27 protein-coding genes are annotated in these 24,724 nt (G+C 62.0%); 9 read left to right on the top strand and 18 right to left on the bottom strand.

What is annotated here, in order from left to right:
• Window positions 1–171 precede the first annotated feature (171 nt).
• Window positions 172–408 (top strand): BolA family protein, encoded by a 237-nt coding sequence (locus CIW50_RS10070; protein WP_068735968.1) that lies wholly within the window; start codon window positions 172–174, stop codon window positions 406–408.
• Window positions 409–570: 162 nt separating this feature from the next.
• Here the strand turns inward: CIW50_RS10070 and egtD are convergent, their stop codons facing one another.
• Window positions 571–1,536, bottom strand: coding sequence for an L-histidine N(alpha)-methyltransferase (gene egtD, locus CIW50_RS10065; protein WP_149531081.1), 966 nt, complete (start codon window positions 1,534–1,536; stop codon window positions 571–573).
• A 45-nt stretch (window positions 1,537–1,581) separates the two neighbouring features.
• On the bottom strand, window positions 1,582–2,817 hold the full coding sequence (gene egtB / locus CIW50_RS10060; RefSeq protein WP_149531080.1) for an ergothioneine biosynthesis protein EgtB: 1,236 nt from the start codon (window positions 2,815–2,817) through the stop codon (window positions 1,582–1,584).
• A gap of 362 nt (window positions 2,818–3,179) precedes the next feature.
• Between egtB and grxD the strand changes: the two genes are divergently transcribed.
• From grxD to CIW50_RS10040, 4 genes are read left to right on the top strand one after another with little or no spacing between them, the layout of a single operon-like run.
• Entirely contained in the window at window positions 3,180–3,515 is a 336-nt protein-coding gene (gene grxD, locus CIW50_RS10055; protein WP_068736311.1) for a Grx4 family monothiol glutaredoxin, read from the top strand.
• Entirely contained in the window at window positions 3,515–4,057 is a 543-nt protein-coding gene (locus tag CIW50_RS10050; RefSeq protein ID WP_149531079.1) for an O-acetyl-ADP-ribose deacetylase, read from the top strand. Before grxD ends, CIW50_RS10050 begins: the two co-directional genes overlap by 1 nt.
• A gap of 46 nt (window positions 4,058–4,103) precedes the next feature.
• Window positions 4,104–5,402 (top strand): serine hydrolase domain-containing protein, encoded by a 1,299-nt coding sequence (locus CIW50_RS10045; RefSeq protein WP_149531078.1) that lies wholly within the window; start codon window positions 4,104–4,106, stop codon window positions 5,400–5,402.
• Entirely contained in the window at window positions 5,383–6,663 is a 1,281-nt protein-coding gene (locus CIW50_RS10040) for a serine hydrolase domain-containing protein (protein WP_149531077.1), read from the top strand. Before CIW50_RS10045 ends, CIW50_RS10040 begins: the two co-directional genes overlap by 20 nt.
• Before the next feature lie 8 nt (window positions 6,664–6,671).
• On the opposite strand, the gene CIW50_RS10035 is transcribed toward CIW50_RS10040, so the two are convergent.
• The 5 genes from CIW50_RS10035 to murI form a co-directional block, all read right to left on the bottom strand.
• Window positions 6,672–7,739, bottom strand: a complete 1,068-nt coding sequence (locus CIW50_RS10035) for a threonine aldolase family protein (RefSeq protein ID WP_149531076.1) — start codon at window positions 7,737–7,739, stop codon at window positions 6,672–6,674.
• A gap of 91 nt (window positions 7,740–7,830) precedes the next feature.
• Complete coding sequence (gene rpsD / locus CIW50_RS10030; RefSeq protein ID WP_089265666.1) at window positions 7,831–8,448, bottom strand: 30S ribosomal protein S4; 618 nt, start codon at window positions 8,446–8,448, stop codon at window positions 7,831–7,833.
• Window positions 8,449–8,769: 321 nt separating this feature from the next.
• A complete protein-coding gene (locus CIW50_RS10025; RefSeq protein WP_149531075.1) occupies window positions 8,770–9,540 on the bottom strand; it encodes an HpcH/HpaI aldolase family protein in 771 nt (256 codons plus the stop codon).
• An 18-nt stretch (window positions 9,541–9,558) separates the two neighbouring features.
• Complete coding sequence (locus tag CIW50_RS10020; protein ID WP_149531074.1) at window positions 9,559–9,951, bottom strand: cupin domain-containing protein; 393 nt, start codon at window positions 9,949–9,951, stop codon at window positions 9,559–9,561.
• Between the two features lie 82 nt (window positions 9,952–10,033).
• Window positions 10,034–10,825, bottom strand: a complete 792-nt coding sequence (gene murI / locus CIW50_RS10015) for a glutamate racemase (protein ID WP_149531073.1) — start codon at window positions 10,823–10,825, stop codon at window positions 10,034–10,036.
• Window positions 10,826–10,997: 172 nt separating this feature from the next.
• On the opposite strand from murI, the gene CIW50_RS10010 reads away from it, so the two are divergent.
• Window positions 10,998–11,543 (top strand): cytochrome b, encoded by a 546-nt coding sequence (locus CIW50_RS10010; protein WP_149531072.1) that lies wholly within the window; start codon window positions 10,998–11,000, stop codon window positions 11,541–11,543.
• A gap of 10 nt (window positions 11,544–11,553) precedes the next feature.
• Here the strand turns inward: CIW50_RS10010 and CIW50_RS10005 are convergent, their stop codons facing one another.
• The 8 genes from CIW50_RS10005 to rpe all read right to left on the bottom strand — a co-directional run bounded on the left by CIW50_RS10005 (window position 11,554) and on the right by rpe (window position 19,671).
• Window positions 11,554–12,093, bottom strand: coding sequence for an MOSC domain-containing protein (locus tag CIW50_RS10005; protein ID WP_149531071.1), 540 nt, complete (start codon window positions 12,091–12,093; stop codon window positions 11,554–11,556).
• Window positions 12,094–12,100: 7 nt separating this feature from the next.
• Complete coding sequence (gene purB, locus CIW50_RS10000; protein WP_149531070.1) at window positions 12,101–13,408, bottom strand: adenylosuccinate lyase; 1,308 nt, start codon at window positions 13,406–13,408, stop codon at window positions 12,101–12,103.
• A 99-nt stretch (window positions 13,409–13,507) separates the two neighbouring features.
• Entirely contained in the window at window positions 13,508–14,296 is a 789-nt protein-coding gene (locus CIW50_RS09995) for a DUF2259 domain-containing protein (protein WP_149531069.1), read from the bottom strand.
• An 85-nt stretch (window positions 14,297–14,381) separates the two neighbouring features.
• The gene (locus CIW50_RS09990) at window positions 14,382–15,695 is read right to left on the bottom strand and encodes an MFS transporter (RefSeq protein WP_149531068.1); all 1,314 of its coding nucleotides are present in this window, start codon (window positions 15,693–15,695) and stop codon (window positions 14,382–14,384) included.
• Window positions 15,696–15,760: 65 nt separating this feature from the next.
• A complete protein-coding gene (locus tag CIW50_RS09985) occupies window positions 15,761–16,669 on the bottom strand; it encodes a dihydrodipicolinate synthase family protein (protein WP_149531067.1) in 909 nt (302 codons plus the stop codon).
• 90 nt (window positions 16,670–16,759) lie between these two features.
• Complete coding sequence (locus CIW50_RS09980) at window positions 16,760–17,500, bottom strand: GntR family transcriptional regulator (RefSeq protein WP_149531066.1); 741 nt, start codon at window positions 17,498–17,500, stop codon at window positions 16,760–16,762.
• Between the two features lie 895 nt (window positions 17,501–18,395).
• Window positions 18,396–18,737 (bottom strand): hypothetical protein, encoded by a 342-nt coding sequence (locus tag CIW50_RS09975; protein WP_149531065.1) that lies wholly within the window; start codon window positions 18,735–18,737, stop codon window positions 18,396–18,398.
• A gap of 232 nt (window positions 18,738–18,969) precedes the next feature.
• A complete protein-coding gene (gene rpe, locus CIW50_RS09970; protein ID WP_149531064.1) occupies window positions 18,970–19,671 on the bottom strand; it encodes a ribulose-phosphate 3-epimerase in 702 nt (233 codons plus the stop codon).
• A gap of 255 nt (window positions 19,672–19,926) precedes the next feature.
• On the opposite strand from rpe, the gene CIW50_RS09965 reads away from it, so the two are divergent.
• On the top strand, window positions 19,927–20,676 hold the full coding sequence (locus tag CIW50_RS09965; RefSeq protein ID WP_149531063.1) for an EF-hand domain-containing protein: 750 nt from the start codon (window positions 19,927–19,929) through the stop codon (window positions 20,674–20,676).
• On the opposite strand, the gene CIW50_RS09960 is transcribed toward CIW50_RS09965, so the two are convergent.
• Window positions 20,641–20,892, bottom strand: coding sequence for a KTSC domain-containing protein (locus CIW50_RS09960; RefSeq protein WP_149531587.1), 252 nt, complete (start codon window positions 20,890–20,892; stop codon window positions 20,641–20,643). The two genes, CIW50_RS09965 and CIW50_RS09960, sit on opposite strands and share 36 nt — an antisense overlap.
• A 211-nt stretch (window positions 20,893–21,103) precedes the next feature.
• Between CIW50_RS09960 and CIW50_RS09955 the strand changes: the two genes are divergently transcribed.
• Window positions 21,104–22,270 carry an outer membrane beta-barrel protein gene (locus CIW50_RS09955; RefSeq protein WP_246664209.1) on the top strand — a complete coding sequence of 389 codons (1,167 nt, stop codon included), beginning with the start codon at window positions 21,104–21,106 and terminating at the stop codon, window positions 22,268–22,270.
• A gap of 92 nt (window positions 22,271–22,362) precedes the next feature.
• Here CIW50_RS09955 and CIW50_RS09950 read toward each other — a convergent pair whose 3' ends face one another.
• The gene (locus tag CIW50_RS09950; protein ID WP_149531061.1) at window positions 22,363–22,623 is read right to left on the bottom strand and encodes a hypothetical protein; all 261 of its coding nucleotides are present in this window, start codon (window positions 22,621–22,623) and stop codon (window positions 22,363–22,365) included.
• Between the two features lie 208 nt (window positions 22,624–22,831).
• Window positions 22,832–23,824, bottom strand: coding sequence for a P1 family peptidase (locus CIW50_RS09945; protein WP_149531060.1), 993 nt, complete (start codon window positions 23,822–23,824; stop codon window positions 22,832–22,834).
• A gap of 138 nt (window positions 23,825–23,962) precedes the next feature.
• Between CIW50_RS09945 and CIW50_RS09940 the strand changes: the two genes are divergently transcribed.
• Window positions 23,963–24,697, top strand: a complete 735-nt coding sequence (locus CIW50_RS09940; RefSeq protein WP_149531059.1) for a cytochrome c biogenesis CcdA family protein — start codon at window positions 23,963–23,965, stop codon at window positions 24,695–24,697.
• Window positions 24,698–24,724: the final 27 nt, after the last annotated feature.

Below are 24,724 nucleotides of genomic sequence, written 5' to 3'. Positions count from 1 at the left end.
TTGTAACGGTCATATTTCACTTCTTCAGATGTGCGATCCCTCCGGCCTTTAAAAGGGGCATGCGAGGGATTATCGTTAGAAAGCCGTGACGTCATGCGGCAGTCGCGATAGGCTTGCAGTCCGAGGCGGCAGCGACTGGCCGCGATTCGAACCTTTCTGGAGACCCGATTAATGCCGATGGACGCCCGCGATATCGAGACCATGATCAAGGCCGCGATTCCCGACGCGCAGGTGACGATCCGTGATCTGGCCGGTGACGGCGACCATTACGCGGCAACCGTGATCTCGGAGTCTTTTCGGGGTAAATCCCGCGTCGCCCAGCACCAGATCGTCTATCAGTCGCTGAAAGGCCAGATGGGCGGCGTCCTGCACGCACTGGCGCTGCAGACGGGTGTGCCGGAGGCGTAGCGAAGCACTGTCGCTCCCTCGTCCCCTGGCAAGCTTCGCGTGGCTTGTGGGGAAGAGGGTTGGGTGAGGGGCTCTTCTGAGTAAAACTCTGACTCCCCTTCACGCGAATTGTGGTGCGCGCATTTCGACCTTTCCCCGCAAGCGGGGCGAGGTCGAGTAAGTTCACTCCGCCGCCATCAGCGCATGCACCGAGAACTGCTTGTCCGCGTCGGTCCATGACGCCTTGGGCTCCCAGTCCGAACCGCGGGCCAGCGCTGCAAAACGCTCGATGCTGTATTTATAGCTGCTCTCGGTGTGGATGCTCTCGCCGGCGCGGAAGTTGAAACTGCGACCGAGCACGTGCACGGTCTGTGGCTCCTTGGCGATCAGGTGCATCTCGATGCGGTGGCGCTCCCGATTGTAGATCGCGCGATGCACAAAGGCGCCGAGATCGAAATCGCCGCCGAGTTCGCGGTTGATGCGCACCAGCACATTCATGTTGAACTTGCCGGTGACGCCGGCCGCGTCGTTATAAGCGGCGTGCAGCAGTTTCTCGTCCTTTTCGAGATCGATGCCGATCAGCATCAATGCATCCTTGCCGAGAATGGCGCGGGCGGAGCGCAGAAAGGCGCAGGCCTCGTGCGGCTCGAAATTACCGAGCGTTGAGCCCGGGAAGAAGCCGACCTTCGACATCATCCGGATATCAGGGGGAAGGTCGAAGGGAGCGGTGAAGTCGGCATTCACCGGCAGCACCTTCAAGCCTGGGAAATCCTTGCGCAGTTCAGCGGCCTGTGCGTGCAGAAAGTCGCCGGAGATATCGACCGGCACATAGGCGCCGAAATCGCATTCATCCAGCAGCAGCCGCACCTTGGTGGTGGCCCCGGCGCCGAATTCGATCAGCGCGGCATTCTTCGGGATGATCGCGTTGATGTCCTTGCCGCGCGAGCGGAGGATGCCGAGCTCGGTGCGTGTCGGATAATATTCCGGCAGCTTGGTGATCTGCTCGAACAGTTCGGAGCCAGCCTCGTCATAGAAGTATTTCGGGGACAGTTTTTTCGGGTGCTGCGACAGGGCTTCAGCGACGTCCGCCGCAAATGCGGAGGCCGAGGCATTCAGCAGCGACAGTGCCAACGGGGCATGAACGTTCATGTCAGTCTCCTCAACGCTTTCGAAGCGCGGTGATGATGTCGGAAATCAGCTGCCGTAATCGGCCAGCCGCAGGCCCGTGAATTGCCAGCGATGGTGGGGATAGAAGAAATTGCGATAGGTGACGCGGCTGTGATCGTCCGGTGTCGCCAGCGACGAGCCGCGCAACACCAGCTGATTGATCATGAACTTGCCGTTGTATTCTCCGAGTGCGCCTTCGATGGCGCGGTAGCCCGGATAGGCCGCGTAAGCGGAGCGCGTCCATTGCCAGACGATGCCAAAGGCATCGTTGAGCTGGCCGGCGCGCGCCGCCACTTCCCATTCCATTTCGGTGGGCAGGTGCTTGCCGCTCCAGCGCGCGAAAGCGTCGCACTCGTAATAGCTGACATGGCAAACTGGCGCGTCGAGATCGATCGGCTTCAATCCGGCGAGAGTCATGATCTGCCATTCGCCATCGATCTTGCGCCAGTGACCGGGCGCCTGCCATTCCTCGCGGGCCACAGCGGCAAAGCCATCCATCAGCCACAGCGTGGCTTCCTCGTAACCGCCGGCCGCCATGAAGGCGAGCCATTCGCGGTTGGTGACGAGATTGCGCGCGAGCTTGACGGGGCCGACAAGCGCGCGATGCGCCGGTTTTTCATTGTCGAAATGAAACGTATCGCTCTGGTGACCGATGGTGTGGATGCCCTCGGTCAGCGTGGTCCATGCATCGCCCGATGTGGTCGACGCCGGAAACCGCCAGTCGGCATCATAGGCTGGCGGGATCGGGTTCTGCGCGAAGGCATGCAGGATGTCGGTCAGCATCAGCTCCTGATGCTGCTGTTCGTGATTGAACCCGACTTCGAGAAGCGGGATCAACGAGGTCAGCTTGTCGTCGGAGGTCTCGTTGAAGAATTTGATGACGGCCGCATCGACGTGTTTGCGATAGGCGGTCACTTCCTCGGCACCGGGCCGGGTGAGGTGGCCGCGCTGGGCGCGGGCATGGCGCGGGCCGGCGGAGACGTAATAGGAATTGAACAGATAGGCGTAATCGGGGTGATAGACCTTGTAAGCGGGGGCGTGGTCGCCGAGCAGGAATTGCTCCCAGAACCAGGTCACATGGGCGCGGTGCCATTTCGCCGGGCTGGCATCGGGCATCGATTGCACCAGTTGGTCTTCCGGGGAGAGCGGGGCGGCGCGGCGTTCGGTTTCGTTGCGGACCGTCAGGAAGGCGTCACCCAGTCTTTGGGACAGTGCGCCAGCGGGGGCGGATTTGGACGCTGGGGACGCGGTACCTGAACTCATGCCTGAACTCACGGCGGAAGCTGGATTCGTCACGAAAGTCTCCGATTTTGGAGAGAACGTTGCTCTTGGAGATGGGTTCCCGAGCGGCTTGTCCTAAATAGGTCGTCGGATCAGTTATAAAAGGCCTGTCGTCATATGATCTTTGGCGCGGCGGGACTTGGCAAAAACTGCGGAAAAGTGATCGGGGCGGGCCGGCAATGGGGCGCCCAATGCCTGTGATTTCAGGCTTTTGACCCTGTCCTTAAGACTTGGGGTGCGGAACGGATTCGGCTACATATATGACAAGTCTGACCGGGCGGTTCGCCCGATGGCTGGGCCGCCAACTCCAGACCTTGAATCTGGACCTTGAACAGGGACGTGACATGAGCATTGAGCAATTCATCGAGAACGAAGTGAAGACCAACGACGTGGTGCTGTTCATGAAGGGCACGCCGCAATTTCCGCAGTGCGGTTTCTCGGGCCAGGTGGTCCAGATCCTCGATCACGTTGGCGTGGGCTACAAGGGCCTCAACGTTCTCGAATCCGCCGATCTGCGCGACGGCATCAAGACCTATTCGAACTGGCCGACCATTCCGCAGCTCTATGTGAAGGGCGAGTTCGTCGGCGGTTGCGACATCATCCGTGAGATGTTCCAGGCTGGCGAGTTGCAGAGCCTGCTGGCCGAGAAGGGCGTGATTGCCGCCCCGGCCTCGGCCTGATTTCAAGTCGACAAATCGGCACCGCGACGCTGGACGTTGTCGTGGCCGACATCACGACTCTCCGCGTTGACGCCATCGTCAACGCGGCCAATTCGTCGCTTCTCGGAGGCGGCGGCGTGGACGGCGCTATCCATCGGGCTGCCGGCCCCGACTTGCTCGCCGAATGCCGCACCCTCAGGGGTTGCGAGACAGGCGATGCCAAAATCACCCAAGGTTACAAATTACCGGCAGCACATGTGATTCATGCGGTGGGTCCGGTCTGGCATGGTGGCCGGAGCGGCGAGGATGAGGCGCTGGCGTCCTGCTACCGGCAGGCGCTGATGTTGTGTCAGGCGCATGGCCTGGCCTCCGTTGCGTTTCCAGCCATCTCCACCGGTGTCTATGGTTTTCCGGCCGCCCGTGCGGCTCCCATCGCCGTCGGCTCAGTCATCCAGACGCTGAAAGACGCGCCGGTGGTCACAGCCGTCACCTTCTGCTGCTTTTCCGAGCCATCAGCGGATCTGCATCGCCTCGCGCTCGCCCGCGCACTTCCCCTTGTCTGAGACTGCCCCGCCGTTACACTCCTCTGATCAGGCAAAAGGAGCGGCGATGAATTTGCGGCACAGACTACGCGCGCTGCTTTGCGGAGCGCTGCTGCTCGCCGGATCGCCCGCTATCGCCCAGGATCGCTTCGCCGCTGAGGGCACATTCGACATTCCCGCCGGCGCAAAATTCTCGCAGAAGAAGCTGGCTGCCATTGGCGAGTTCTTCCGCAAGCAGATCGCCGACGGCAAGATCCCTGGCGCCATCGTCCTGATCCAGCAGCACGGCAAGCCGGTCTACAAGGAATTCTTCGGCGTCCGCGATCCTGACACGAAGCAGCCAATGACCGATGACACCATCTTCCGGCTGCATTCCATGACCAAGCCGATCACGTCTTTCGCGGCGATGATGCTGATCGATCAGGGCAAGTTGAAGCTCGACGATCCCGTCTCGCAATACATTCCGTCCTTTGCCAAGGCCAAGGTCGGCGTCGAGAAGAAGCTGGAGAATGGCGAGAAGGCGCTGGACATCGTCGCGCCCAACCGTCCGGTGACGATCCGCGACCTGCTGCTGCATACGTCCGGCATCCCCTACGGCTTTTATGGCGAAAGCCTGGTGCGACGCGCCTATGGCGATGCAGATATCTACAGCGGCGATTTCGACAACAAGGAATTCGCCGACCGCATCGCGCAATTGCCGCTGGAGCACCAGCCAGGCACGCTGTGGGACTATGGCCATTCCACCGATATTCTCGGCCGCGTGATCGAAATCGTCTCCGGCAAGTCGCTGCTAGGCTATGAGGAGCAGGCGTTTCTCGGACCGCTCGGCATGAAGGACACCGGCTTCTTCGTGAAGGAGAAGTCGAAGGAATTCATGCTCGCCAAACCGATGGCCTGGGATCGCGATTTCCGCACCGGGCGACAGGGGCGCCCCGACACCTATCGAAAATGGGAATCCGGCAGCGGCGGCATGGTATCGACGCTCGCGGACTACACAAAATTCGCGCAGATGCTGCTGAACGGTGGCGAATATGACGGCAAGCGCTTCATGAGCGCGGCGACGTTCAAGGACATGACCACGGATCATATCGGCAAGGACTCCGGCATTGCACGCGACTATCTGTATTTCCCCGGCGACGGTTTCGGTTTCGGTTATGGCTTTGCCGTGCGCACCGATCCCGGCAATGCCAAGCCGCCGCCGCCGGGGTCGCTCGGCGAATTGAAATGGGACGGTGCCAGCGGTTGCTATTTTGTCATCGATCCCAAGCAGGATTTCTTTTTCATCCTGCTGGAGCAGACGCCATCGGAGCGGCAACGCATACAAAGATCATTGAAGCTGTTGGTCTATGAAGCGCTGGAGAAATAGGCGCGCCGCACTCCTGCTGCTGACGCTCTGCTGCGTCGGCACTGTTATCGCGCCTTCGCCGCCGGCCCGGGCCGAAAAATCGCAATCCATCGCGCGCGAATTCTCTGCCGAGAAATTGCTGGAGCTCGATCGCTACTTTCTTGGCGAGGTCGCGGAGCGGAAGATTCCCGGCGTGGTGGTGCTGGTGCAACAGCACGGCAAGCCGGTCTATTCGGACGTGTTCGGCAATCTCGACAGCGGGCATCCGATGACGAGGGATGCTATCTTCCGGCTGTATTCGATGTCGAAGCCGATCACTTCGGTAGCCGCGATGATGCTGGTCGAGGATGGCAAACTGCACCTCGACGATCCCGTTGCGACATATATTCCATCCTTTGCGAACACGAAGGTCGGCATCTACACCAAGCCGGGCGATGAACACGCAACCTCCGGTCTGGTGCCGTTGCAGCGGCCGATCACTGTCGCCGATCTGCTCAAGCACACATCGGGCATCACCTACGGTTTCTATGGCGACGATCCCGCGCGCAAGCGCTATGCGGAGCTCGATATTTTCGGCCGCGATTGGGACAACGCGTCCTGGGCCGATCGCATCGCGAAGCTTCCGCTCGCAGAGCAGCCCGGCACGCTGTGGGACTATGGCCATTCCACCGACATTCTCGGCCGCGTTATCGAAGTCGTATCCGGCCAGTCGCTGTATCATTTCCTGGAGGAACGGCTGTTCGGTCCATTGGGGATGCGGGACACCTCGTTCTACATCACCGATGGCGAACGGCGCTCGCGTGTGGCCGAGCCATTTCCGGGAGATCGCATGGTTGGCCCGGTTGTCGGTATGCATGATCCCGCGGAAGTCATGCGATGGGAGGCGGGCGGTTCGGGTCTGGTTGGCACGGCGGCGGACTACGTGCGGTTCCTGCAGATGCTGCTCAATGGCGGCACGCTTGACGGCAAGCGTTATCTCAAACCGGAAACAGTGGCAGAGATGACGCGCGATCACGTCGGGCCTGATAGCGGTGTGAAGCGCGATTACTATTACTTTCCGGGCGCCGGCAGCGGCTTCGGCCTCGGCTTTGCCGTGCGAACGAAAGAGCTCGCGAGCGAGCCCGGCCCGGTCGGCGAATATCGCTGGGACGGCGTCGGCGGCACCTTCTTCTGGGTCGATCCGAAGAACGACATGTTCGTGCTGGTGATGACGCAGGCCCCGTCGCAGCGGGTGCGGATGGAGATCGACGTGCGGAAGATCATCGCCGAGGCGTTGAAGTAGGCCGCAGTCTAGGCCCTGCGTACCACGTCCCTGATCAATTCCAGCGTCTGTTCGATCATCTCAGCAGTGACGTCCAGATGCGTGCAGGCACGGATGCGGCCGTCCATGGTCGCGAGCAGCACGCCCTTCGCACGCAAGGCTTTCACCATGTCCGCGCCGCTGATACCTGCGCCCGCGGGATCGAAGAAGACGAGATTGGTCTCCGGCTGCTGCACAACGACGCCATTGATCTGCGCCAGTCCGCTCGCAAGTGCGCGCGCATGCGCGTGATCGTCGGCCAATCGATCCACATGGTGATCGAGTGAGTACAGACATCCCGCTGCGCTCATGCCGGCCTGACGCATCGCGCCGCCGAGTCGCTGCTTCCAGTGCCACACCTTGTCGATGAACGCGCGTGGTCCGGCCAATGCAGCTCCGAGCGGCGCGCCAAGGCCCTTGGTGAAATCGATCCAGACCGAATCCCAGCCGGCCGCCATGTCCTGCGCGCTGATACCGGTGGCGACGCAGGCGTTCAGCAGCCGCGCGCCATCCATATGTGTCGCCATGCCGCGCGCATGCGCGATGTCTGCGACCTCGTCGAGATGTTGTTTGGTCCAGATCGTACCGCCGCCGATATTGGCCGTCTGTTCGACGCTGACGACGGTTTGCGGCATCTCGTAGCGCGTATGTGGATGCAGGGCGGCGCGCAGTGCGTCCGGCGTGAATTGACCATCAGCGCCATCCAGCCCGGTGATCTGGAAGCCGCCGAGCGCGGCATGGGTGCCGCCTTCGCGCGAGAGAATATGTGCGGTCTTGTGCGCGATGATCTCATCGCCTGGCCGGCAATGCACCAGCAGCGCCGCGACATTGCACATGGTGCCGGAGGGCATGAACACCGCAGCTTCCTTGCCGAGCAGATCCGCGACGCGGGCGCAGAGCGCGTTGACGCTGGGGTCATCGCCGATCTGTTCGTCGCCGACCTCGGCCGAAGCGATCGCCGCGCGCATCGCGGGCGTCGGCCGCGTCTGTGTGTCGGACAGAAGATTGATGCGGACCGGCGGCTGTGACTGAGTGGGCGAGGCGGGGGTGTAGGGCATGATGGCGTCCGTGCATTGTGAGCGCTGAGCTTACACAACAAAAAAGGCCCCGGAAAATCCGGGGCCTTGATCTCGTCAGCGCTGTCAGAAATTAGCGCGAATAGAATTCGACGATCAGATGCGGTTCCATCTGCACGGCGAAGGGAACGTCCGACAGCTGCGGAATGCGGATGAACTTGGCGGTCATCTTGCTGTGGTCGGTTTCGACGTAATCAGGGGTGTCGCGTTCGCCGAGCTGGCTGGCTTCCAGAACGAAAGCGAGCTGCTTGGAGGATTCCTTGATCTCGATGACGTCGCCGACCTTCACGAGATAGCTCGCGATGTTGACGCGCTTGCCGTTCACCTTGATGTGGCCGTGGTTGATGAACTGACGGGCCGCGAACATGGTGGCGACGAACTTGGCGCGATACACGACGGTGTCGAGGCGGCGCTCGAGCAGGCCGATCAGGTTTTCACCGGTATCGCCCTTGAGACGGCCGGCTTCCACGTAGATGGAGTGGAACTGGCGCTCGGAAATGTTGGCGTAATAGCCCTTCAGCTTCTGCTTGGCGCGCAGCTGCGTGCCGAAGTCGGAGAGCTTGCCCTTGCGGCGCTGGCCGTGCTGGCCGGGGCCGTATTCACGCTTGTTGACCGGAGACTTGGGACGACCCCAAATGTTCTGGCCCATACGGCGGTCGATTTTGTATTTAGCTTCACTACGCTTTGTCATCGCGTCCTCGATGTTGTCAGCCATCGCGAAGCGATGGCTCTTTGTGGATGTGAGGAGACGCGCCCTCCTGTGTACCGGGATCAATCCATGGTCTGAAAACAGAGGTCAGGAAAATCTCGGCACCGACAGGTTCATTCCCAAAGCTGGGTGGAGAACCACGGGTGCGAAACGCTTCGCGGGCCGAAAACGGCCCGCGAGCAGGGCGGTTTCTAGGGGCAGAGACCGGTTATGTCAATTGAAAGACAGGCTTTTTGCCGTTTGGCGGGTTTATAGCGCCAATCCGGCCGGTTCCGGCGCAAAATCGGCATCGAAAGGGCAGTTTTACCGCCTGATGCCCTCGAATCCGGCGGCGATTCCGCGCTGGAACAGAGACCAGTCGAATCCCAGCGCCAGCAGGACATAGCCCCGCTCGATCATGGCATTCCCCATATCGGCGTTCAGCGCCGCGCCGCCCAGCGGGACGCCTGACTTGAGGATTCCCGCTTCGGCCCGCGCCACCAGCGCCTGCACCTCGGGATCGCCCGGCTGGCCACGCTTGCCGATGGATGTCGCGAGGTCTCCGACGCCGATCACCGCGACGTCGATGCCCGGTGTGGCCATGATCTCGTCGATCCGGTTCACTGCATCGATATGCTCGATGGTGATCATGCAGATCATGCTGTCGTCGGCGCGCGCCATATAGTCGGGCATCGGCACGTTCCAGCGGAATGGTGCGTGGAACGGTCCCCACAGCCGCTCGCCAGTCGGCGGATAGCGCAGGCTGCCGACGGCCTTCGCCGCGTCAGCCGCACTGTTGATCATCGGGAAGTTGATGCCCATCGCGCCGAAATCCATCGGCGCTTTCGCCAGCCATGGCTCGTTGGCGGCGACACGTACCAATGGCGTGCAGGGCGTGCCTGCGGTGGCCATGATCATCCCGTGAGCGGTGTTGAGATCGATCGGGCCGTGTTCGCAATCGACGATGAGCCAGTCCAGCGTCTGCGCCATGATGCGCACGGTCTGAATGCTGGGGATGGTGGCGATAGCCCCGAAAGTGGGGCGCCCCTCGCGCCATTTCTGCTTGAGATCATGAAATGGCGCGGGGGTCGTCATGTGCTTCGATTAATCCTGTTATTTCGGCGCGGGCGTCGCCACCGGCTTGCCCTCTTCGACAACATAGACTGCCATGAGCTTCAGGCCCTTGTCGCCGGTCTTCACGTCATGTGGGATCCCCGCCGGGACGGCATAGGAATCGCCGGCCTTCAGTACCTTGTCGGGCTGGCCCTCGACGATCAGCGTCGCGTCGCCATCGAGGACGTAACCGGTATCGACACCCGGATGGGTATGGCGGCCGGCGAGCTGGTTCGGGCCGATTTCGGCCACGACCGTCACGATGTGATGGCCGGCGGGATATTTGATGTCCTGCAGCGGCGTGCGCTTGATGCCTTGTGCACTGGCAGCACCGGCGCAGACGGTGATCGCTGCGCCAACAAGGAGTGTCTTGAGAAAGCTGGTCCTGAGCATGTCATTCTCCCTTGCCGTTCTCTTCTCGGAACGGCGTGCCGCAAAGCTAGCAGCGCGCGGGGGAAAGTCGAGTGATCGCGCGCTACGCCGCGACCTGTCCGCCAAAGAATGGCGCCAGCGCCTCCGGCCAGGCGTGGCGTTTGCCGGACGTGTACAGCAGTACGGCATCGCCAAGTGGCACGCCGGGCTGATGATCGCCGATCAGGCCGACCACGCGCCGCGCGATCGCCGGAGCCGGATCGATCCATGCGACGGGCCATGGTGCGATCCGATTGAGGTCGTCGAGCAGCAGCGGATAATGCGTGCAGGCGAGCACGATCGTGTCGGTACGGGCGCCGGCGGCGTCCTGCACGAAGCAGGGGGCGATCTCGCGAAACAGGTCGGCGTCGGCGATGCCTTGGCCGCCGAGTGCGCCTTCCGCCATTGCAGCTAGATCGGCCGAGCCGACCAGCGTGACGATGCAGCCGCTGCCGAATTCGCGGATCAGCGTCTGGGTATATTCGCGCTTCACGGTGCCAGAGGTGCCGAGCACCGAGACCCGCTTGGTGAGCGAGCGCGCGCAGGCCGGCTTGATCGCTGGCACGGTGCCGACGAAGGGTACGGTATAGGCAGCGCGCAGATGAGTGAGCACCAGCGTCGAAGCGGTGTTGCAGGCGATGACCACGAGGTCCGGCCGGTGCGCGGCAATCAATTCGCCCATCAGCGGCACGACGCGGCCGATCAGCGCCTCTTCGGTGTGCTGGCCGTAGGGAAAGAACGCGTCATCCGCCACATAGACATAGCGGGCATCCGGGCGTGCCTTCGCAACCTCGCGCTGGACGGTGAGGCCGCCGAGACCGGAGTCGAACACAAGGATGGTGGGACGCGTGGGCATCATGAGAGCCTAGGGGAGGATGGTTACTGCGAGGTTGTTAAGCTGAATTTGACCGAAGTGTCTTTGGGATTAGAACAATTCCAGAAGGATTTGCCCGGCGGGAGCCGTGCGATGCCTTGTTGCTAATCCTGACTCGTGGCCTTCCTAGGGCTGGGCGGGGACGGGGGACAACATGCTTCGAAACACCATGAGCAGTTGGGGCGGTCTGGCCCGGGCATTCCACTGGATTTTGGGCGTCGCGATCATCTTCATGCTGGCCTATGGCTGGTGGTTCAACCACATCGCGCCGCGGCCGGTGCGCTTCTTCCATCGCTCGATCCATGCCGATATCGGTTACATGATCCTGCTTTTGATGGCGATCCGCCTGATCTGGCGGGCTATCAATCCGGTGCCGCCGCTGCCGGCGGGATCGCCGCTGTGGGAGCGTGCGCTGGCCAAAGCCAATCACTGGGCGCTCTATGTGATCACCATGCTGGTGGCTGTGCTCGGCTGGGCGCATTCCGGCGCGCACAAGCCGGATTACGCGGACTTCTTCGGTCTGTTTCGCGTGCCGCAATTCACCGTAACCAACAAGGCCAATGCCGATCTCTATGAGGACTGGCACATCTACGCGGCCTATCTGCTGATCGCACTGGTGGTGATCCATCTGCTCGCGGCGATGTATCACCGTGTCGTGCGGAAGGATGCGGTGGTGATGCGAATGCTGCGTGGGGAGTGACAGTGTGTGGTTACACTGGCTCCAATGGACACTGCGTCCCACTCGGCAACTGAACTTCAATGCTGTCGCCCGGCCTGACATCGCCATCCGCGACGACAATTGCCATTACGCCGGCCTTGCAAATAACATTGCCACTCGCGTCGCGATCCTGCGTCGCGGCCTTCAGGCCCTGCTGGAAACGATCCATCAGCACGCAGGGCTCGCGCAGGCCGGTGAGTTCGATCACCGCACGCGCGCCGAGATGCAGCCGCGCGCCGGTCGGCAATGCAAGCAGATCGATATCTGATGTCGTGATGTTCTCGCCGAGATCGCCGGGCTGGATGGCGAAGCCCTTGGTGCGTAGCTCGTCAAGCAGTTCCGAGCCGATCAGATGCACCTGGCGCAGATTCTGTTTCATCGGCTCGCGGCGGCGGTCGTAGCGGTGCTGCACCGTCGCGCCCATATGGCCGTCGCCTTCGACGCCGAGACCGCTGAGCAGGCGAATGCTCAGCGACGCTATCTTGCTGAAGTGATGGCCGCGGCGGAGCGCCACGGCCACGACATAGCCCATGCGGTGATCAGCTCGCGCCGAACACGCGCTTGAAGATCGTATCGACGTGCTTGAAGTGATAGCCGAGGTCGAACTGCTCTTCGATGTCGGCATCCGTGAGATACTTCTTCACGTCGGCGTCCGCCTTCAGCAGCGTCATGAACTCGCCTTCGCCGCGCCATACCGGCATGGCGTTGCGCTGCACGAGCTTGTAGGCGTCCTCGCGCGATGCGCCCTTCTGGGTGAGCGCGATCAGCAGGCGCTGCGAATGCACGAGCCCGCCGAGGCGGTCGAGGTTCTTCTGCATGTTGGCGGGATACACCAGCAGCTTCTCGATCACGCCGGCCATGCGGTTCAGCGCGAAGTCCAGCGTCACCGTGGCATCCGGTCCGAACATGCGCTCGGCGGAGGAGTGCGAGATATCGCGCTCGTGCCACAGCACCACGTTCTCCATCGCCGGAGTCACATAGGCGCGCACCATGCGGGCCAAACCGGTGATGTTCTCGGTCAGCACCGGGTTGCGCTTGTGCGGCATCGCCGACGAACCCTTCTGGCCCTCGGAGAAGAACTCTTCCGCTTCCAGCACTTCGGTGCGCTGCATGTGGCGCACTTCCGTCGCAAGACGCTCCATCGACGAGGCGATGACGCCGAGCGTGGCGAAGAACATCGCGTGGCGGTCGCGCGGGATCACCTGCGTCGAGATCGGCTCCGGCTTGAGGCCCATCGCCTTGGCGACGTGTTCCTCAACGCGCGGATCGATCTGCGCGAAAGTGCCGACGGCGCCGGAGATCGCGCAGGTCGCGACTTCTTCACGCGCCGTCACAAGGCGGGCGCGCGCGCGGGTGAATTCGGCATAGGCGTAAGCGAGCTTGAGACCGAAGGTGACCGGCTCGGCATGGATGCCGTGGGAGCGGCCGATGGTCGGCGTCATCTTGTGCTCGAAGGCGCGGGTTTTCAGCGCGGCAAGGAGACGGTCCACGTCGGCGATCAGGATGTCGGCGCAGCGCGTCAGCTGCACGTTCAGGCAGGTGTCGAGCACGTCGGAGGAGGTCATGCCCTGATGCACGAAGCGCGCTTCGGGGCCGACGATTTCGGCCAGGTGGGTCAGGAACGCGATGACATCATGCTTGGTCTCGCGCTCGATTTCGTCGATGCGCTCCACATTGAAAGTGGCATCCTTGGCCTTGGCCCAGATCGTCTTCGCCGCATCCTTCGGAATGGTACCGAGTTCCGCCAGCGCATCGGCCGCATGGGCCTCGATCTCGAACCAGATCTTGAAGCGAGTCTGCGGCTCCCAAATGGAGGCCATTTCCGGACGGGTATAGCGAGGGATCATTGCGCACTCTGACGTTTGGGGGATTACGCCGCGCTTTAGCAGATCGGGACGGGGGAGGCCACCTCGGATGCGCCCGAAGGCCTGATTTTCCTGCGGAATTTACGGCTTCGGCAGCCTCGCCGTCACCGCCATGAACCGCCGGTTCGGCCCAGCATGAAACTGATGGGCGTCCACTGTCTCGACCAGCACCGCCAGCGTCTGCGTGCCGTCCTTGGCCTGGTGATGATAGGCCTCCGCGATCCCGTAAGCCGTCACGCAGCGGCGGCGTTTCGGCAGTTGCTTGTCCTGCTGCAGGGTGACGGGCGTGGCCCCGTCGATGCTCATCTGCAGTGTCACGCCGGTGACGATGACGCTGCCATAGGTGCCGCGGCCGCCGGCGCCATAGCATGACGCCTTGCCGAGGGCCTGGTCGGAAAGTGTGAGCACGAGCTTGCGGCCATCGGGCACGGTGATGGTCTGCGTGGTCGCCAGCGGCTTCGGGTCCATCTGATAGATGCCGATCTCGTCGGGATCCATCGATGGCTCGCCGGCGAAACGTGTGCCGGGCTCGGTGATATCAAGCTTGCCCAGCAGCGGCTTGGCCTTGGCCATCAGCTCGGCGCGAACGGCATCGACCTCCCGCTCATCGCCATCCCTGGTCGTGATCGACAGCGGCGTGCCTTTCACGAAGCTGTCGGTGCGGGTGTCGATCACCTGCATCTCGGCCATGATCTCCGTGGCATCGTAGAATTGCGTGAATTGCTCGAAGGCGAACGTCGCGCCGTCCGGCGAAAAACCGATCACCTTGCGCGCGGCGGCGTCGCCCGCGTGAGCATGGCTCAATAGCAGCAGGGCAAGAAGCGCTGCGATGAAAGCGCGGGTCGCGCACATGAGCGATGGATGTGTCATGTGCGTTGGTCGTCTATCGCGACCTAAAGTTCACGGCGACATCGATCCGGCGCCGCGGCGCCGGATCACTATCTGGCTCGCGCGGCTACTTGTCCGCCGGGGAGCGCACGCAGGCGACGGCGATGAAGGACACCACTGCGCAGGCCACGATATACGTCGCGATCGCAGCCCAGCCGTTGTATTGGCCGAGCAACCAGGTCGCGACCAGCGGTGCGGTGCCGCCGGCGACGGCGGCGCCGATCTGGGAGCCGAGGGTGATGCCTGTGTAGCGGACCTGGGTCGAGAAGATCTCGGCCATCAGGCTGCCGAGGGTGGCATTGATCGGCGCCCAGATCAGGCCGACGGCGACCACGGTGGCGAGCAGAATGCTCCAGGTGGTCTTGAGGTCCAGCAGCATGAAATAGGGGAAGGCGAACAGGGCCATCAGCGCGGTGCCGGTCAGGAACACCGTCTTGCGGCCGAACCGGTCCGATAGCATGCCCATGAACGGAATAGCCACGGTGGTGACGAGCGCTGCGAGGGTGATCGAATTCAGCACCGTGAACCGGTCGATCTTGAGATTGCCGGTGGCGTAGCTCACGACGAAGGTGGTGAAGACGTAGAACGGCGCCGTCTCGACGACCTTGGCGCCGGTGGCGATCAGCACGGCGCGCCAGTGATACTTGAGCGTATCGACCAGCGGGATGCGGGCGACGTTGCCGGTCTTCTTCATCTCGCGGAATGCGGGCGTCTCGTCGATGCCGATACGCATCCACAATCCGAGCAGCACCAGCACGGCGCTGAGCAGGAACGGTACGCGCCAGCCCCAGGCGAGGAAGTCCGCGTCGGGCAACAGCGTCATCATCGATAGGGCAAGGGTCGAGAACACCATGCCAAGCGGAATGCCCATCTGCGGGATCGAGCCGTATAAGCCTTTCTTGTCGGCGGGCGCGTATTCATAGGCGAGCAGCAACGCGCCGCCCCATTCGCCGGCGATGCCGATGCCCTGGATGACGCGCAGGATGACCAGCAGAATCGGAGCCCAGACGCCGATGCTGTCATAGCTCGGCAGCGTCCCGATCAGGAAGGTCGAGACGCCCATCAGGGTCAGCGTCAGGATCAGCGTTTGTTTGCGGCCGATCCGGTCACCGATATGCGAAAAAACAAATCCGCCGAAAGGGCGGACGAAAAACGGCAATGAGAATGACAGATAGGAGAGCATCAATCCGACCAGCGGATCGAAATTCGGAAAGAACAGCCGGTTGAACACCAGCGCGGCTACGGTGCCGTACAGAAAATAGTCGAACCACTCGATCGCGCTGCCGGTGAGGCTGGCAATGAGAACGCGGCGTCGCAGCAGGTTGCCTTCGGGCGCGGCGGCGAGAGCGTCAGTCGTAGCGTAAGCCGTATCGGTCGTCATAGGTTACACTCCATGCGTCGGTTGAAAGGGAAACCCCTCCGCTCATGCGGAGGGGAGTTAATGGATCACGCGGCTTGCTTGACGCCCTTGGCGAGGTCTTCGATCGTCTTGCTGATCACTGCAACGACGCGCGCGCGCTCTGCGCCTTCGATCGGCAGCCGGGGCGGCCGCACCCATTCAGGCGCGCCGTAGACGAGGTGCTCGGCGAGCTTGATGTACTGAACGAGCTTGACGTCGGTATCGAGATGGAATGCCGGCGTCATCAGCCGATATAGCGGAAGTGCTTCCGCGAAACGGCCGGCCGCGCACAGATTGAAGATCTCGACACACTGCTTCGGCCAGGCATTGGTCATGCCGGACACCCAGCCAACGGCACCGAGCGACATGCTCTCGACGATCAGGTCGTCGACTCCGCAGAAGATGCGGAAGCGGTTGCCGTGGGCATTGTACAGATCGGTGACGCGGCGGATGTCGCCGGTTTCTTCCTTGATGGCCACGATCGACGGCGTGCCGGCGAGTTCGTCGAGGATCGCCGGAGTGACATCGACGCCATAGGCGATCGGGTTGTTGTAGATCATGATCGGCAGGCCACAGCCGGCGCCGAGAGTCTTGTACCAGGCGGCGGTTTCGCGCGGATCGGTCTTGTAGCCGAGGCTCGGGAAGGCCATCAGGCCTTCCGCGCCGTAGCTCTCGAAGGCCCGTGCCGTCGCCACTGCGGATTCGGTCGAAATCTCGGCAAGGCCGGACAGCAGCGGGACCTTGCCCGCCACGGCTTCCTTGCCGGCGCGGATCACCGCTTCCTTCTCCGACATCCGCAAGGATGCGTTTTCTCCCAGCATCGGCAGCACAATGACGCCGGAGACGCCGTTGGCGACGAGTCTTTCGATACTGGACTGGGTGGCGGGAAGGTCGATCGACCCGTCTGCCTTCAGTTTGGTCGTAACCGCAGGGAATACGCCGGACCAGGGAGCCATAATGGATACCTCTTTTGATGCACCGCCGGTTCAGGATGAACGCGAGGTGGCAAAATTGTATCCAATTTGTGACTCTGGTTTTTCTGGCCGTCAAGTTGGTTTGGTGGGCAAGTCCCCGGAAAGATCGCCTGTTTGCTGAGCTTCGGGCGTTATTTTGCGGCGCTGACGCCGGCGTGGCCGTTGCGCGGCGGCGATCTTGCGCCCGAGCTCCACGCTTTCGACCAGCCTGTCGGAAACATCCAGGATGTGGTTGCGAAGCACGGCTTCGGAGCGGTGGAAGTCCTTGGCGCGGCACAGTTCGAGTAATTGGCGGTGGTCGGTTTGGGCCTTTTTGCGGCCGTCCGTCAGCTTCATGTGCATATGCAGGAAGCGGTCGATATTCTCGTGGGTCTTCCGCAGCATGGCGATGACGTGATCCTTGCGGGATGGGCTGTAGAGCGCTTCGTGGAAGCGCCAGTTCATCTGCCCCCAGCCCTCGAGGTCGGCGGTCTCCATCTCCTCGATGACGGCTTCGGCCTTGAGAAGGTCGGCCTCGGTCATGAAGGGCAGGGCCGCTCCCAGGATCCAGGTTTCCAGAACGGCGCGCATTTCAAAGGTTTGGCGGATCTCTTCCAGGGACCATTCGGCCACAATCGCGCCAATATGGGATACAATTTTGACAAGCCCTTCTGCCTCAAGCTGGGTCAGCGCCTCGCGGACGGGAATGCGGCTCACGCCCAGTTCGGTCGCGATCTTCTCCTGGCGCAGCGCGGTGCCTTCTTGCAGCGCCCCGGATAAAATCCGCTCGCGAAGGGTGCGGACGACTTCTGCAGCGGCATTTTTTCGGGTCATCGTTGTCCTGAGAGAGGGGCGCGGCCCTGGCAAGGGCAGATTCGGCCTGTGGTCGCGCCGGGCAGCGAGGCTATGCGTGTTGATAACAGATCGGCATGGCCGGAAAAAAGTCTATAGCATCCCAGCGCGCATCGGCGCGCACCGCTGTCCTTACCATCGTCGACGCATGAGCTGTCATTCCCCGACACGCCCATGGGTGAGTCGGGGAATGGCAGCGCGGGGCTAGACGGCGTCAAATATTTTTTCCTATCTTATACTGACAATATTCCATTCAGGATTATCCTCCGCACGTCCGGTTCGCGAGGGGCGCTTCTAGAGGCGTCTTGAGGTGGGATCTGGATTGCGGCGCCTGCGGGCACGAGGGAGACGTTCCCTTGCGCACCCGGGAGGCCTGGAGGTCACCGTCCGACCCCACTACGGGGGTCTGCCGCTAGCGTGCGGCTGGACTGGGACAGGTAGGCGCGGGAAATCCGCTACCGCCACGTCCCAGGAAGAACGGTCCCCGGCCCAAAATCGCCGCGGTGGCGCGCCGTGAGGCGTTGCGCGGTTGCAGCTTGCCGGCGTTCCGGTGGAGCGGATCGCGATAAAAACCACCCCTTGCGCCTCACGGCGCGCCGCCACCCCTCATGTTTTGAGGAGGAGTCGATCCGCATAACTCGGGCTCATTGAGCCGCGAGACTGCGGAAGCGTGGCTGTTTGATATTTGAACTTGAAAGGTAGGGAGGATTAGCCGAAGGCGTAATCTGCCCACCGCAAAGGCGGCGCAATACGCTTTGCTATTGCGCCCTAGGGGCTATTGCGCCGAGCGGGCCGGCTGTTCTTGAACGCAATCGCGACCGAGCAGCCAAAATATACGACAGCGGTCTTAGTCCGGATGTTGCTTTGTTCATCCGGGCTAGGCTTGCTTAGCTCCACCCGCGTTTTTCTCGCCGTACATCGCGACAATAAATTGGCAGGCTTTCAGAACGCTTGGGCGCGCTCTGCCGCTGTATTCCGCAATTTCTTGATCCAGTTTCGCAAGATATGTTTTTTCGTATGCGCTTCTCACTTCGCCTAAAGGATAGTCGTCGGTTTCTGATTCAAAGCCGACAATGGGCACCAGGTCGGGGTGGCTTAGTAGAGCATCGCAGCCGCGAGAAACCCGAATCAGTTTGCGGCATCCTTCGACAAGATCCAGATCTCCCGCGATCATCAATTTTGCGGTTTCAACAAGCAGTTGCTTCGCTTGCGCTGTCATTCGCTGCATGTCCTTCTGTTCGGCGTATACGCTTCGCTAGTGCTCCCTATGACCGCTCGATCTGAACCCATCGCTGCACCGACGCCTGCTGTTATTGCGCATCGACGTAGCGGCACAGCGCGGCCGGAACGGTGTCGCCGTTCGCGATCAGCAAGCCGTAGGGCGGATTAGCCGAAGGCGTAATCCGCGGATGCGCAAGCGGCGCAATACACTGTGCTATTGCGCCCTACGGCTACACCATCTCGCCGCGCGCATTTGCTGCCGCTGCGCGGATGCCGTCGATATTCGCTTTGTAGCTTTCCACCGTGCCGCCCTTGAACACGGCCGAGCCGGCGACGAAGGCATTGGCACCCGCTGCGGCGAGTTGCCCGGCGACTGCAGCGGACACACCGCCGTCGACTTCGATGTCGATCGGACGGCCCGCGGTCATCGCGCGCAGGTCGCTGATCTTGCCGAGCGCCGAGGGAATGAACGCCTGGCCGCCGAAGCCGGGATTGACCGACATCACCAGCACGAGATCGACGAGATCGATCACATATTCGATCGCTGAGATGGGCGTGCCGGGATTGAGCGAGACACCGGCCTTCTTGCCGAGCGCGCGGATCGCCTGCAGCGAGCGATGCAGATGCGGGCCCGCTTCGGCATGGACGGTGATGTGGTCGCAGCCGGCCTTGGCGAAGGCTTCGAGATAGGGATCGGCGGGCGCGATCATCAGATGCGCGTCGAAGATCTTCTTGGTGTGCGGGCGCATCGCCTTGATGACGTCTGGGCCGTAGGAAATGTTCGGCACGAAATGGCCGTCCATCACGTCGAGATGCATCCAGTCGGCGCCGGCGCTATCCACGGCGCGGACCTCTTCGCCAAGCCTGGCGAAATCAGCCGCCAGAATGGACGGGGCGATTACCAGCGGGCGGGGCGTGAAGCTCTGGGACATCGAGTTTTCCTGGGGTTTTCCTGAACGTTTTCTGACGGCAGCGAATGGACCGCCTCGCGTAACATGGGGCCGGGGGGCGGGCAACGCTCGCGGCGCGCCGGCAAGTTCTGCCGCAGCGGCATGATTTGCCGGGACATGTGCGCGCGGCCGTTGCTGCGGGCCATTGTTTTTGCGACGTTTTTTCGCTGGCACGCGGCTTGCTGAAATCCTTGCAGGGAATTGCGCCGCGGATGCGGCATGAGCAGGAGACACGCGATGTTGCAGGCCCTCGGTCTTGCCTCGTCCGCACTGGATGCGCTTCAGGCGCTGACGTCAAAGAAGACCACTGCGGCGAAGCCGACCACCGGCCTCACGCAGCAATCGGCGGCGAGCGTCTTCAATATCTCCAACACGACGTCGCAGGCCAGTTCGTCCAGTTCGTCCAGTTCGACAGCGAGCACGAGCTCGTCATCCTCGACCTCGATCTCGGCCAGCACGATGAGCGCGCTGCTGGATGCACAGAGCCAGTCGGTCTCGTCGTCCTCGAAGAGCCGGTCGGACGCGCTGAAGAGCCTGTTTGCGCAGCTCGATGGCGATGGCAGTGGCGGGATCAGCAAGGCGGAATTCGAGGACAAGCTCGGCGCCGGCGGCACCAATGTGGAGAATGCCGACAAGGTGTTCGCCAAGCTCGACAAGAACGGCGATGGGTCCGTCAGCCTCGATGAGCTAGGCTCGGCGCTGAAGGGCTCCGGCAAGGGGCATCACGCCGGCGGCGGCGGCGGGGCCGGGGCCGGTGGTGAATCCGATACTGCCGGTTCCACGACAACGACCACGGTGAATGCCGATGGCAGCACCACGACGTCTATCGCATATGCGGACGGATCGTCGGTGACGTCGACCACTGCCGTCCCGGCGTCGTCGACGACCACTACCGCGAACTCGTCCTATAACGCGGTCGAAAAGATGATCGCGCGTCAGGCGCAGCAGATCTCAAATGCGAAGTCGACGCTGGCGATCAGCGCCTGATCTGCGTTCTGATCCCGAACGCGGCAGTTCACGATAGGCAAACCGGTCGCGGATCCGGTGGTTGAAAAACGTGCCGCGTGACGCTGCGCTGCTGAGAGCCGCGTGAACTTCCGGCGGCACTTGCGCATAAGCATACCGACGGCCGCTGGTGAAAGTGACGCGCAACTCGCGAATCACCGGATCGTAGGTGATATGTCGAATCGCAGTCGACGGCATCGCACATCCTCCGAATGTCTCTCCGATAGAAACAAGTACCGGCGCGATTGGTTGCGGATCGCGGCTGATCGGTAGGAGCTTATGCGCGCAGCATGTTTCTGCGCGCGCGATGTCGCAGATGTCCTGCAAAGCCCGCGAACTTCATGTCTCGCTAACTATAACTCGCCACGCTTCCACGAGTTGGAAGTAATATTGGCGAGCTATGTTGCGTATGAAAGTATTTATTGCCGTCATAGGTATGTGTTTGCTCGGCGTTCCCGCGCATGCGGAAGACGAATTCGTCGGCTCGCTGCGGCTGCGCGGCGGCTATGATACCAATCCACAATTCACCTCGCGCGGCGCGCCGATCGGTAGTGCCTTCATCGCCACCGATGTTGCGCTCGCAGCGGCCGGCAAGGACGACAAGGACAAAACGAGCTGGGGCATCGTGGCCGAAGCCAGCGCGACGCGCTATGCGGCGCCCGAATTGGTGCCGGCGCTGACGGGCAAGGTGATCTTGCGCGGTTCGATGGGCGACGACGAGTTTCGCCTGAGTTCGACCACGACCATCGCCGACGTCAACACCTACAACCTGCGCACGACGGATTTGTTGCAGGCGATCAAGGTGGAGAGCCTGCAGAACAACATCAAGCTGTTTGCCACCGCTGAAGGCGGGCGTTCGACCATCAACCAGACCAATGCGATCTTCGCCGACTTTCTGCCGGTGCCTCTGCAATACTGGCGCGGTGCGATCATTCCCGGCGTGAGCGTGATCCGCGACAAGACCGAGATCGGCGTCTCGGTCAATCTGTCGGCGCGGCGCTACACCGAAGAATTCGACGTGTTCGGCTATCGCCGCGACAATGAACGCATTCAGCCGTTTCTGTTCGCCAAATACGACAGCGACACGATCACAGCTTCCGCGTCGGTGTCGCAACTGTTCGGCTATTTCCACGATGTTGATTTCAGCAACGTCAATCGCACCATGTATGACGCGACCCTGACCTGGCGGCTGAAGCCGGTAACCCTTGATTTTACGGCCTCGCGGCGTGCGGCGGAGACATCGTTTCCGATTTCCCCGATCACAATCGACACCATCTATTCGGCGAAAGCGGCCTGGCAGGTCGATCCCAAGCTGGCGATCACGGCGGGCGCGGCTTATGCGACGATGGAATATCTGGACTCGCCGTTCCGCAGCCAGACCTATTCGGTGGCGGTCGGCATGTCGCGCGAGATCATGAAGGACCTGAAGTGGGGGATGGATGTGTCGCGCACCTGGGGCACGCTGATCGATGGCGAGAAGAGCCAGGCTATCATCGTCGCCTCGTCGCTGACGAAGACGTTTTCACCGGATCTGGCAAAGACAAAGGCGGATGAAAGCGCCAAGCCTTTAAAGTAGAACCTGCAAATCGGCGGTCGGGAAGACGAGCAGGGCGTCCCCCGTTCGTCCGCTTCTTGAGTTCAGCTACGAATAGCTGCAGAGGCGAGTTCTTAGCAGCCGCAGCCACCGTGGCCGCCAAGTCCGCCGAGCAGGCCGCCACGGCCAAGCACAGCGCCAAGAATGCCGCCCTTGCCGGTGACGACACTAGCGTTGACCACCAGACCGCCACGACCGCTGAGCAGTCCGAGCACGCCGCCCGACCCAGTCAGCACGTTCGCATTCACGCCGAGGCCTTTACCACCACCGCCGGCAAAAGCCGGAGCACTGATCAATGCGGTTGCCATGGCTGCGACGTAGAGCATCTTCTTCATGACGTTTCTCCTCTGTTGTTTGTGCCCTTGTTGGACACGCTGGAAGATGCGTCGTTTGATTTGTCCCGGCAATCGAAAGCGATTTTTAACATTAAAGGGTGCGAGTTCTACTGATCGCGTACTACAGTTCAGGTAGATTTGTACGCTGTTGCAGAGAAGTATACCTGCCGCAATTCGTGCAGCGATGCTGCGGCAGCGTTGCGATCATCTAGTGACGGTCGCGAAACGCTGGAAGCGCGCCGGTAAACGGCAGCGCCGTCGCTTCATACACACCGCGTGCGATGGCACGCGTAATCACGTTGCCGGCGAGCATGCCGAGTTCAGTTAATCCGATCAGCGGATCGATGGGTTTTTCACCCGTCGCGGCTGCGAACACGATATCGCCATCGAGCGGCGCATGTACCGGATAGATTGCGCGCGCGAATCCGGTCTGCGCCATCATGGCGAGACGTTTTGCTTGCGCCTTGGTCAGGATCGCATCGGTAACGACGACGGCAAGTGTCGTGTTCTCGATCGACGTTGCTGCGGGGCCGCCCTTGATATGCATCGCAAGCATCTCGGGTTTCATTTTGTCGGGCATGCCGTGTCCGCCGAACTCGCTGCCGACTTCGAACGGCGCCGCCCAGAAATGCGGACCGTCGCCGATGGTGACGCTGCCGACCGCATTGACTGCCGCGAGCGCAGCCACGCGCACGCCCGATGGCGTGATGGCGGAGGCCGAGCCGAGGCCGCCCTTGAAATTGACCGTCGTGGCACCAAGCCCTGCGCCGACGCTGCCGAGCTTGAAGTCGTCACTGGCCGCGGCGGCCGCTGCATAGCCGAGATCGCGATAGGGCGGGAAACGGCCCCAGTTCTTGTCACCGCCATTGAGCAGATCGAACAGGATCGCGCCGGGCACGATGGGGATGACAGCATTGCCGATCTGGTAGCCACGGCCCTGCTCGGCGAGCCAGGCTTGCACGCCGCCGCCGGCTTCGAGTCCAAAGGCCGAGCCGCCGGCCAGCGCGAGGCCGTGGATGGCGTCCACGGTGTTCACAGGATCGAGCAGGGCGCTTTCGCGCGTGCCCGGTCCGCCGCCGCGTATGTCTACTGAGGCCACGGCTGGCCTGTCGAACAGGATGGCGGTGACGCCGGAGGCCAGTTGGGCGTCGTCGGAATGGCCGACGCGTACGCCGGCGATATCGGTGAGCAGGTTCTTCATGGCGGTTCCCTCTTGGCCCGACCAGACCGCAGCAAGGCTGCCCGGTCAACCGATCACGCGCGATCACAACAGCCGGAAGTGGCGGGCATTTGATCCATCCCGCTTGCATCCCGTCATGTCAGCAGTGCATCTAGCCGCATGATCTCCGATGTCACCATTCCCGCCGCATTGATTGCCGGTATTGTCTCGTTCCTGTCGCCCTGCGTGCTGCCGCTGGTGCCGCCCTATCTGATCTATCTGACGGGCGCGACCATCGAGCACGTCGCCAATGACGAACAGGAAGCAGCCTCCAAGCGCGCGGTGATGATCTCCGCTGCCGTGTTCGTGCTGGGTTTCTCCACGGTGTTTGTTGCGCTTGGCGCCAGCGCCAGTCTGGTCGGCAGCGTGATCCGCTCCTATGCGGCGGAACTGTCAATCGTTGCCGGCATCCTGATCATCCTGATGGGCCTGCATTTCCTTGGCCTCACGCGCATCGGGTTGCTGATGCGCGAGGGACGCCTGAGCATGCCCAAGCCGGTCGGCTTGTGGGGCGCCTATGTGATGGGCCTGGCTTTCGCGTTTGGCTGGACGCCGTGCATCGGCCCGATCCTCGCGGCGATCCTGTCGGTGGCGGCGGCGGAGGCGACGGTGACCAAAGGCGCGGGGCTGCTCGCGGTTTATTCCCTCGGCCTCGGCATCCCGTTCCTGATTGCGGCCTTCATGGTGGAGCAATTCTCCAGCATGTTCGCGCGCATGAAGAAGCATCTCGTCCATGTCGAGCGCGCCATGGGCGTGCTGATGGTGATCACCGGCGTCGCGTTTCTCACCGGTGCCGTTTCGAATGCCAGCATCTGGCTGCTGGAGACGTTTCCCGCGCTGCAGAATTTCGGGTAGGCTTTCTTTTACCTCGCCCCGCCGGGC

Origin of the sequence: Tardiphaga sp. P9-11, assembly GCF_008329525.1 — a bacterium.
In the GTDB taxonomy this organism is placed as follows: domain Bacteria; phylum Pseudomonadota; class Alphaproteobacteria; order Rhizobiales; family Xanthobacteraceae; genus Tardiphaga.
This window is presented reverse-complemented; position numbering and strand designations above follow the sequence as displayed.